General features: G+C 62.6%; 9 protein-coding genes. 5 read left to right on the forward strand and 4 right to left on the reverse strand.

Annotated elements, in window-relative coordinates:
• The coding region (locus tag IHV84_RS19635; RefSeq protein ID WP_198848105.1) for a transposase at positions 1-229 on the reverse strand (229 nt) is incomplete at its 3' end.
• Positions 230-357: 128 nt separating this feature from the next.
• On the opposite strand from IHV84_RS19635, the gene IHV84_RS19640 reads away from it, so the two are divergent.
• From IHV84_RS19640 to IHV84_RS19655, 4 genes are all read left to right on the forward strand, one after another.
• On the forward strand, positions 358-792 hold the full coding sequence (locus tag IHV84_RS19640) for a type IV pilin protein (RefSeq protein WP_198848106.1): 435 nt from the start codon (positions 358-360) through the stop codon (positions 790-792).
• 32 nt (positions 793-824) lie between these two features.
• Positions 825-1,970: a bifunctional diaminohydroxyphosphoribosylaminopyrimidine deaminase/5-amino-6-(5-phosphoribosylamino)uracil reductase RibD gene (gene ribD, locus IHV84_RS19645; RefSeq protein ID WP_198848107.1), complete on the forward strand. Its 1,146-nt coding sequence runs from the start codon at positions 825-827 to the stop codon at positions 1,968-1,970.
• A gap of 196 nt (positions 1,971-2,166) precedes the next feature.
• The gene (locus IHV84_RS19650) at positions 2,167-2,796 is read left to right on the forward strand and encodes a riboflavin synthase (protein ID WP_198848108.1); all 630 of its coding nucleotides are present in this window, start codon (positions 2,167-2,169) and stop codon (positions 2,794-2,796) included.
• A gap of 436 nt (positions 2,797-3,232) precedes the next feature.
• Complete coding sequence (locus IHV84_RS19655; RefSeq protein WP_198848109.1) at positions 3,233-4,993, forward strand: phospholipase D-like domain-containing protein; 1,761 nt, start codon at positions 3,233-3,235, stop codon at positions 4,991-4,993.
• A gap of 14 nt (positions 4,994-5,007) precedes the next feature.
• On the opposite strand, the gene IHV84_RS19660 is transcribed toward IHV84_RS19655, so the two are convergent.
• The gene (locus IHV84_RS19660; protein WP_198848110.1) at positions 5,008-5,973 is read right to left on the reverse strand and encodes a tRNA-dihydrouridine synthase; all 966 of its coding nucleotides are present in this window, start codon (positions 5,971-5,973) and stop codon (positions 5,008-5,010) included.
• A gap of 233 nt (positions 5,974-6,206) precedes the next feature.
• Here IHV84_RS19660 and IHV84_RS19665 point away from each other — a divergent pair, with 233 nt between their 5' ends.
• On the forward strand, positions 6,207-6,758 hold the full coding sequence (locus tag IHV84_RS19665; RefSeq protein ID WP_198848111.1) for a hypothetical protein: 552 nt from the start codon (positions 6,207-6,209) through the stop codon (positions 6,756-6,758).
• Between the two features lie 13 nt (positions 6,759-6,771).
• Here IHV84_RS19665 and IHV84_RS19670 read toward each other — a convergent pair whose 3' ends face one another.
• Both IHV84_RS19670 and IHV84_RS19675 read right to left on the reverse strand, forming a co-directional pair.
• A complete protein-coding gene (locus IHV84_RS19670) occupies positions 6,772-7,920 on the reverse strand; it encodes a class I SAM-dependent methyltransferase (protein WP_198848112.1) in 1,149 nt (382 codons plus the stop codon).
• 8 nt (positions 7,921-7,928) lie between these two features.
• Positions 7,929-8,453 (reverse strand): GNAT family N-acetyltransferase, encoded by a 525-nt coding sequence (locus IHV84_RS19675; RefSeq protein ID WP_044400098.1) that lies wholly within the window; start codon positions 8,451-8,453, stop codon positions 7,929-7,931.
• Positions 8,454-8,955: the final 502 nt, after the last annotated feature.

Genomic DNA, 8,955 nt, shown 5'->3' on the forward strand with positions numbered 1-8,955 from the left:
CCAGTGTCTGGCGCAAGGGCTGGCCAAACAAGCACTTGATGGTCAGGCAAAACTGGATGGCCGCATCTGAGAATTTTTGGCAACGACCACGCTTGCCCGTGGGCTGAGCTAGCCACTGCATATCCCTATCGAGCCAAATGGTCAGCTCACCTCGCGCCTTCAACGCTGCGTTGTAAGCCTTCCAGTTCGTTGTGCGGTACTTAACCCGACCCCAGCTCGTCTCTCTCATCTCCCGAGCCTACATCAGCTGCGACCGGCATTTGTGCAACAACGCCCTCCTATGCCAGAACAGGCTATGCGCCCTAGCTGGCGTCAATTGCAGTAATCAGCATGAACATCTAAATAAACAATTAATTTATGCCTAGTAAACATCAAGGTTTCACGCTGATAGAACTGATGATCGTTGTGGCAGTTGTTGCCATTCTTTCATCGATTGCCTATCCCAGCTATACAGAATATGTGCGTCGTGGTCATCGCGCAGAAGCACGAGCAGGGTTATTGCAAGCGCAGCAATGGCTGGAAAGGGCTGCTACAGCGACCGGAACCTATCCCGCCTCGAGCGCCTTTCCTGCCAATTTGAAGAAGGTGCCGGGAGATCGCTATGAGATCACCCTCGCATCCCCAACAGGCGGTGTGGCAGCTGATCTGGGACGAACATATACGCTAACTGCAACTCCGAAAGGAGCACAAGCGGGTGATAGATGTGGGGCGTTCACAGTTACTCATACAGGGCTGCGCGGTGCCAATGGAGTGACCAGCGGCGACATCGTTAGGGACTGCTGGGGTAAGTAACGCAAGCCACATCAGATACCATTTGGGACCTGATGACTGCTATCCCACTCTCCCACATCCAAAAAGCGCTTGGGCTTGCAACCCAAGCGCTTTTTATTTCCAACCCCAATCCTCGTGTGGGATGTGTGATCACAAGCCCAACGGGAGAGGTCTTGGGACAAGGGTTTACTCAGCAAGCTGGAGGCCCTCACGCAGAAGTCATGGCACTGCGTGATGCGCAAAAGAAGGGCCATGATTTGCGCGGGGCTGCGGCATACGTCACGCTGGAGCCCTGCTCTCATCAAGGGCGCACAGGGCCTTGCTGTGATGCGTTGATCGCTGCTGGGATAACCAAAGTGTTTGCATCGCTCCCCGACCCGAATCCACTCGTAGCAGGACAAGGCTTTGCCCGTCTGAAAGCCGCAGGTGTTGAAGTCTCGGTGGGCGACGGAGCGCAAGAATCCTTCGAGCTCAACATCGGCTTCTTCAGCCGCATGGTGCGCAAAACACCTTGGGTGCGGATGAAAATCGCCGCTTCGCTGGATGGAACTACCGCCCTGCCCAACGGTGAAAGCCAGTGGATCACCTCGTCTGCCGCGCGGGCGGATGGGCATGCCTGGCGGGCGCGGGCTTGTGCGGTGTTGACCGGCATTGGCACAGTGTTGGAAGACAACCCCAGGCTGGATGTTCGTGACGTAGCCACGCCGCGCCAGCCCTATGTGGTGGTGGTGGACAGCCAGCTTCAAACCCCGCCAGACGCTCGCCTTTTCATAGCAGGTCGCGTTTGCTACATCTACTGTGCAGGCTCTAACGACACTACATTTCAAGAGAGAAAGCAAGCGCTGGAAAGCCAGGGTGCCGTGGTCGTGGAGCTACCGAACGCTCATAACAAAGTGGACTTGTCAACAATGCTTGCAGACCTGGCCAGCAGAGGAGTGAACGAACTGCATGTAGAAGCCGGCACCAAACTCAATGGCTCCTTCATTCGTGAGGGGCTGGTGGATGAAATGCTTGTGTATCTGGCCCCTTGCATGCTGGGAGAAGGGCTTGCAATGGCCCACTTTGGCCCTCTGACCCAGCTGGATCAAGGCCTCTCTATGGACTTCAAAAGCGTGGAAAAGATAGGCCCTGATGTGCGCATCCTCGCGCGGGTAAAGGGACGGGACAACTTTTTGGCCATGCCGACTGCTGAGCTTTAGCAAACTCCTTCGCAACAGCGCTGCGAGTGCCTTTGGAAGATTTGGAAACCCAACGATAGTGCGGGTTCATTGCGGCCACACCTCAAAACAGCCGCAAAGCACCGGTATCGGTCTTGCCAGATACTCGACATCTTTCTACGCACAAAGCTCTTTCGGGCTTTTGCGCTGCACCCATTCTTTAAAGTTCAATCACGCCATGTTCACAGGAATCATCACTGGCCAAGGCCAGATCACAGAAGTCGCTGCATTGGGGGGCACGGCCTCGCACGGCAAGCGCTTGGTCATTCGCGCCCCGGAGGGCTACCTGGACGATGTGGGGCTGGGGGACAGCATTGCGCTCAATGGGGCGTGCATGACGGTGACCACCCTGTCGCCTGACAGCCGACAATTCACGGTGGATATTTCGGCAGAGTCGCTGTTGAAAACCACGGGACTGGACACCCCTGGGCCCATCAATATGGAAAAGGCGCTGCGTGCCAACGACCGCCTGGGGGGGCATCTGGTGTCGGGGCATGTGGACGGGCTGGGCCAGGTGACGCACTTTGCCCAGGTGGGCGAAAGCTGGGAATTGCGCATCATGGCGCCCCGTGATTTGGGGCGCTACCTGGCTTACAAGGGTTCGATCACGGTGAACGGCGTGAGCTTGACGGTGAACCGCATTGCCGACTCTGCCGATGGCTGTGAGGTCAGCATCAACCTGATTCCGCACACGGTGGAAAACACGGCGCTGGGCACGCTGAAGGCGGGCAGCCGTGTGAACCTGGAAATCGACCTGATTGCGCGCTATGTGGAGCGCATGGTGACTGCGCCTGCGGCGGCACGGTAACGCTCCCACCAACGGTTTGGCCGCAGCTGGGCAGGGCCCTGCGGCACCCCTCTACAACCTGAGGCGGATCCGCTCCAGTCCATGCCGACCACAAGCTGTGGCGTTGGATTGCACTTCACACCTGCGCGATCAACGCTATTAAAAATATAGCTGATAGCGCTTACAGAATAAGCGCTGGACCCGCTTTTCTTTGGTATCTTTCTACAGTTCGTGAGTGAGCAGCATGGCCCGAGCAAGGCCTCTGCTTCTTGCTGCGGCGGACTTCCGCCGTGCCTGCACAGTCCGCGCACCAGGTGGCCAACAAGCCACGCACCCCTTCAAACCACCGGCCAAAACCCAGACTCCAAGCTGTTGAGCCGGGGCTTTGTCCCACACACGCCCAGCGGTGCGGCACGCTAAAGTGGGGCGCGGCTTCACCGCGGTTTCACCCCACACCATGCACCCTGCCCCCGCCCCTGTTCAGCACTCCACTCAGCGCCCAGCGAGATTCCGGTCGTTCGCGATTTTTTCGCTGCTGACCGCGATGGGCATTGGCATGGCACTGACGGGCTGCGCGGGTTTGCCAGGGAACGTTGATCGCCCCGTAAGCCGCGCGCTGGCCGACCCTTCCAGCACGGCGCTGGCCAGCATGGTGCAGGAGCAAAAGGCCACGGCCAAAGCTCGCCACCCTTCGGGATTCGTGCTGCTCAGCGGCGCACAAGCGGCCTACGGCAGCCGGCTGGCGTTGGTGGAATCTGCACAGAAGACGCTGGATTTGCAGTACTACGCCATTCATGCCGACGTGAGCACGCAGCGGCTGCTGCAAAGCGTGGTGGCTGCTGCAGAACGTGGCGTGCGGGTGCGCGTGCTGCTGGACGACCTGCACAGCACCGGGCGGGACGCGCAGGTGATGCGGCTGGCCTTTGTGCCCAATGTGGAAATGCGCATGTTCAACCCGCTGACGGGTGCACGCAATTCGCAGCTGGGGCGCATTTTCAGCCTGGTGGGCGACTTCTCGCGGGTGCAGCAGCGCATGCACAACAAGCTGTTCATTGCCGACAACGCCTTGGGCATTGCGGGCGGCCGCAACCTGGGCAACGCCTACTTTGGCAACGATGACGCGGGCAATTTTGTGGACCTGGATGTGCTGGCAGCCGGGCCCGTGGTGCAAGAGCTGTCCCAAACGTTCGATGCCTACTGGAACAACCCACGGGCCTACCCGGTGCAGTCGCTGATCTCACGCCATCAGCTGCTGGAGATGCAAGCCAGCATGCGCAAGGCCGCCCAAGGGGATGGGGACAGCAGCGACACACCTGCCGAGGGTTCCACCCCCACAGCCCCCACAGAAGCCGAGCGAAAAACGACACCCGAGCAGCAAGCCCGCATCTGGAACCAGGAGCCCATGGATCTGAAGGTTGCGCCTTGGACCTGGGCCCCTGCCGCCGTGCTGGTGGACCACCCCGCGAAAATTGCCGCCGAAGGTGGCGAGCAACCCAAGCCCGCACCGCGCGCCGCGCTGCCAACCCCCAAGAACACGCCAGAACTGGGCCCCACAGACCCGCAGCAGGACACGGTGGTGGACGGCTTGCTGCAGCTGATGGGCCAGGCCAAGAAGGATTTGCTCATCGTCTCGCCCTACTTCGTGCCCGGCCCGGACATGAAGCAGGCGTTTGCCGCGGCGCGGGCCCGGGGGGTGCGGGTGCGGGTGTTGACGAACTCTCTGGCGTCCAACGACGCGCCCATCGCACACGCGGGGTATGCGCGCCACCGCCCGGAATTGCTGGCCACGGGCTTGGAGCTGTATGAGATGCGCAGTGAACTCTCAGGCCTGCGCAGCGTGTTCCAGGGCACGGGCAGCAGCGGCGTCACCGGGTCCAGCGGCGACTCCAAGGCCATGCTGCATTCCAAGCTACTGATCCTGGACGGGCGCCTGCTGGTCATCGGTTCGATGAATCTGGACTTGCGCTCGCAATTGCAAAACACAGAGATTGCCCTGCTGATTCGCAGCCGGAGCTTGTCGGCACGCGCCACAGAGCAAATCGAAGCCGCACTGGAAGATGCCGCCTGGCGTGTGGAGCAGGACAGCGAAGGCAGGCTGGTGTGGCGGGCGCCCAAAGACAGCGGGCTGAAAGACGCCACCGCCGAGCCCGACACCAGCGCCCCACTGCGCTGGCTGGTGCGCATCCTGGGCTGGTTTGCGCCAGACCACCTGCTGTAAGCGAGAAGACTTTTTCAGCCCTGGGCTTGCAGCTGCAAGGCAGCAATCCAGCGGGTGATTTCGCGCTGGTCGGTCAACGTGCGCACATGTTCAAACGCCAGCTCGGCCTCGGGGTAGCGGCGGCGCAGCAGATTGAGCCATTGCTTGAGCCGCCCGGCGCGCTGGCGCGGCTCCAGCCCGTCGCACACCAGCTGCCAGAACGTGGCCAGCTGGGGCAGCAAGTCGGCCCACTGCACGGTGTCGGAGCCGGCACGGCCCGCGTCGGCCGCGCGAATGGCGCGGGCCAGGCCTGGGTCTGCCACCGCACCACGGCCCAGCATCAGGGCGTCGCAGCCCGACACTGCGCGGCAACGCTGGGCGTCTTCCACCGTCCAGATCTCGCCATTGGCCACCACTGGAATCCGCACCGCGTCACGCACCTGCGGAATCAGCTCCCAATAAGCGGGCGGGCGGTAGCCATCTGCCTTGGTGCGCGCATGCACCACCAGCTCTGCCGCGCCGCCGTCCTGCATGGCCTGCGCGCATTCGCGCATCAGCAGGGTGTCGTTAAAACCCAGGCGCATCTTGGCGGACACGGGCAAATGGGCGGGCACGGCCCGGCGCACAGCTGCCACCACAGCCGCAATACGCTCAGGCTCCTGCAGCAGGGCGGCACCGCCACCGTGGCGGTTGACCACCTTGGCGGGGCAGCCAAAGTTCAGGTCAATGCCTTCGGGCCCCAAGGCCGCCAGCCGCGCGGCGTTTTCGGCCATGCACACCGGGTCTGACCCCAGCAGCTGCGCACGCACCGGCACACCGGCCAAGGTGCGGCTGCCGTTGAGCAGCTCGGGCACGTAGCGCAGGAACACCTTGTCGGGCAGCAGGCTGCCCGTGATGCGGATGAACTCCGACACGCACCGGTCCACGCCACCCACGCGGGTGAGCACGTCACGCAATACAAAATCCAAAAGCCCCTCCATCGGGGCCAGCAACAAGGTCATACCCATGCATCCCTGGGTGGTCCACGTGCTGGGGCACGGGCCACCCATTTCAAGCCAAAAACGGCTCTAGCGCTTACCCATCAAGCGCCATAAGCTATTAAATATATAGCAGACAATCTTTGCAGCCCGTATGCTTCCAGCGAGCCCGCCAGGGCAGCCCGGCACGGCAGGCGTCATCGCCATGTCACGGTGCGCTGCTGCAATGCTGGCCACCGCCTTTGCGATTGCCCGCCATGCTGCTCCTCAAAACCGACAAAGCCCGACAGGAACTCGCTCCCGGCATGCGCACCCTGAGCCTGCGCGAGCGCTCGTTGCTGCTGCTGGCCGAAGGCAAGCCTTTGGCCGAATTGCAGGCCATGTACAGCGGCGTCGGTGCCGAGATTGTCAAGCACCTGCTCAGCCAGGGGTACCTGTCGCTGTCTGCACCCGCGGTGCAAGACACTTTGCCCACCCCACCCGCCCACACTCAGCCCTCAGCGCTGCGGCCAGAGGCTGTCACGCCGCCTGAGCCCAGTGACCACCTGCGATCGCTGGCGGGTGCGCGCATGTACCTGTTCGACATCTGCGAACGCCTTTTTGCCCGCCGCGACCCTGCACGGGCGCAGCATTTTCACAGCGCTCTGCGCGCAGCCCGTGACCGGGACAGCATGTTGCACGTGGGGGAATCGTTGCTGGAGGAAGTGACTCAACTGGCGGGCGCCGAGCGAGCCGAGACCATTCGCGAGCGCATGAAGCAACTTTTGCCCCGCGAGCAGCCCCAGGACATGGCCCTGGCGGCGGCCTAAGCCTCCAGCCAGATCAGGCCAGGCCCAAGCGCCACAGCGATGTGACTTCCGCTGCGCGTGCGGCATGCAAGGCATCCGACGCGTCGGCCGACTTGCCGTGGCGGGGCTTGACGTCTTGTCGCCCCAGCACCTTCAAGCCGCCCTGCGCCATCCATTCCAGCAGCTGTTCACGCGTGCGCAACTGCAAGTGTTCAGCCAGGTCCGACAGAATCAGCCAGCCTTCGCCGCCGGGCTCCAGGTGGGCTGCCAGGCCGGCCAAAAACCCGCGCAGCATGCCGCTGCCTTCGTCGTACACCGCCCGCTCAATGGGCGAGCTGGCCCGTGCGGGCAGCCAGGGCGGGTTGCACACCACCAGCGGGGCCTTGCCCTCGGGGAACAGGTCTTGCTGTTGCAGCTCGACGCGGCCCGTCAGACCCAGGCGCTGCAAATTCTCGCGCGCACAGGCCAGCGCACGCGGGTCCTGGTCGGTGGCCACCACGCGCTGCACACCACGGCGGGCCAGCACGGCAGAAAGCACGCCCGTGCCCACGCCCACATCAAAGGCGAGCGCCTTGCTGGGCAGCGGCGCCTGCGCGACCAGATCCACATACTCCCCACGCACTGGCGAGAAAACGCCGTAGTGCGGGTGAATGCGGTTGCCCGGCGGTGCGCCCAGGGCGGGTATTTCCACGCCCTTCTTGCGCCATTCATGGGCGCCCACCAAGCCCAGCAGCTCACGCAGCGAAGCCACCACGCGATTCCCGCTGGCAGGGCCCCAGGCCTCGGTGCAGGCCTGGCGCAGGTCGGGCGCGCGGCGCAGCGCAATCGTGTAATCGCCTTCCAGCACGATCAACACCGACGACAACACCCGCGCACGCTGCGCCTGCGCCTGCCGGTGCAGGTGAAACGCTTCCGCAGGCGTGGCCGCTGCCGCTTTTTGCGCCGCTTTGGCCGCCACCTTGCGGGGCTTGCGGTCTGCGCGGCGCATCAGCGCCTGCAGCAACATGCGCGCGTTCTGGAAATCGCCCGTCCACAACAAGCCCGTGCCTTCACAGGCCATGCGGTAGGCTGTGTCGGCGGGCAGGGTGTCGTCGGCAGCGATCACGCGGCGCGGAGCCGAAGCGCCACTTTCAGAGCGCCATTGGGCGGTGTGGGACTGGCCCTGGCTGCTCCATTCGATCATGGCAGGGCTCAGCCGTTGATCGGGCGCTTCAGGCGCACTTCTTCGATCTTGACGCCGCCGATGATGGCCGTCTTGGCGGTAGACAACTCGCGCTTGAAGCCGGCCAGCTCATGGAAACGCAGAGCGCGTTCATTGCGCAGGGGCACCCACGCGGTCACGTTGGTGCAGCCTTCTTCCTGAAGGCCGTCACGGGCGGCATCCCACAGAGCCAGGCCAACGCCTTGGTTCCAGTGCGTGGGAGCGGCGTAGATGGCCCAGATTTCACCGGTGGTGGGGCGGGACTTTTCATCGCGCGAGCGGTCGTAGCCGACGAAGCCGACGATCTTCTCGCCGTCAACGGCCACCTGGACTTGGGGCTCGCAATACTCGATGGCCTCGCGCCAGTAGGCCTGGCGCTTTTCGACCGATGACATGGCTTTCAATTGCTCGTCTGGCACCAGTCCTTTGTAGGCCTCTTGAGCAGAGACGGTGTGGATCTGGGCAATGGCTTTTGCATCGCGAAGCGTGGCGGGACGAACCTGGATACTAGACATGGAAAAACCGAACGAAAACAGGGTGTAAAAAAACGAAAGGAGCGGCATTGTCGCCGCAAACGGTTTTTCACCCTTTTGTGCTCGGTTACACCATGATGTCAATGCACGGTTTTTCTCGTGGTTTCGGTGCCTTGCGACACCCTGTTTTTGCACGGCGTATGCCGCAGCCGAGTCCCCTCACACGATGGCCAACGCGTGGCCTGTGGAGGCCGCAGACACAGCCTGCGCAGCGCGCTGCACCGAGGCCCGCTTGTTGCGTGGGCGGGGCACGTGCACTGCAGGCAGCAAGCCATTGTTTTGAAGACGATCAACCTCAACCCTGTGCGCATGGATCAACACCCGCGAGGCGCTCCTGCGTGCTTTGAACAGGTTCTTGAGGAAAGTCTAGAAACCGCCCCGGCGCGCGTCCATCGCACCAATGGACTAGGGCGCGTTGAGAATCAACGGGAGTTGATAACCCCAGCTGCGAGATAGATCATCGCTGCGAAGCTGCTATCCGTCT

Origin of the sequence: Acidovorax sp. IB03, from assembly GCF_016406015.1 — a bacterium.
GTDB lineage: Bacteria > Pseudomonadota > Gammaproteobacteria > Burkholderiales > Burkholderiaceae_C > Acidovorax > Acidovorax temperans.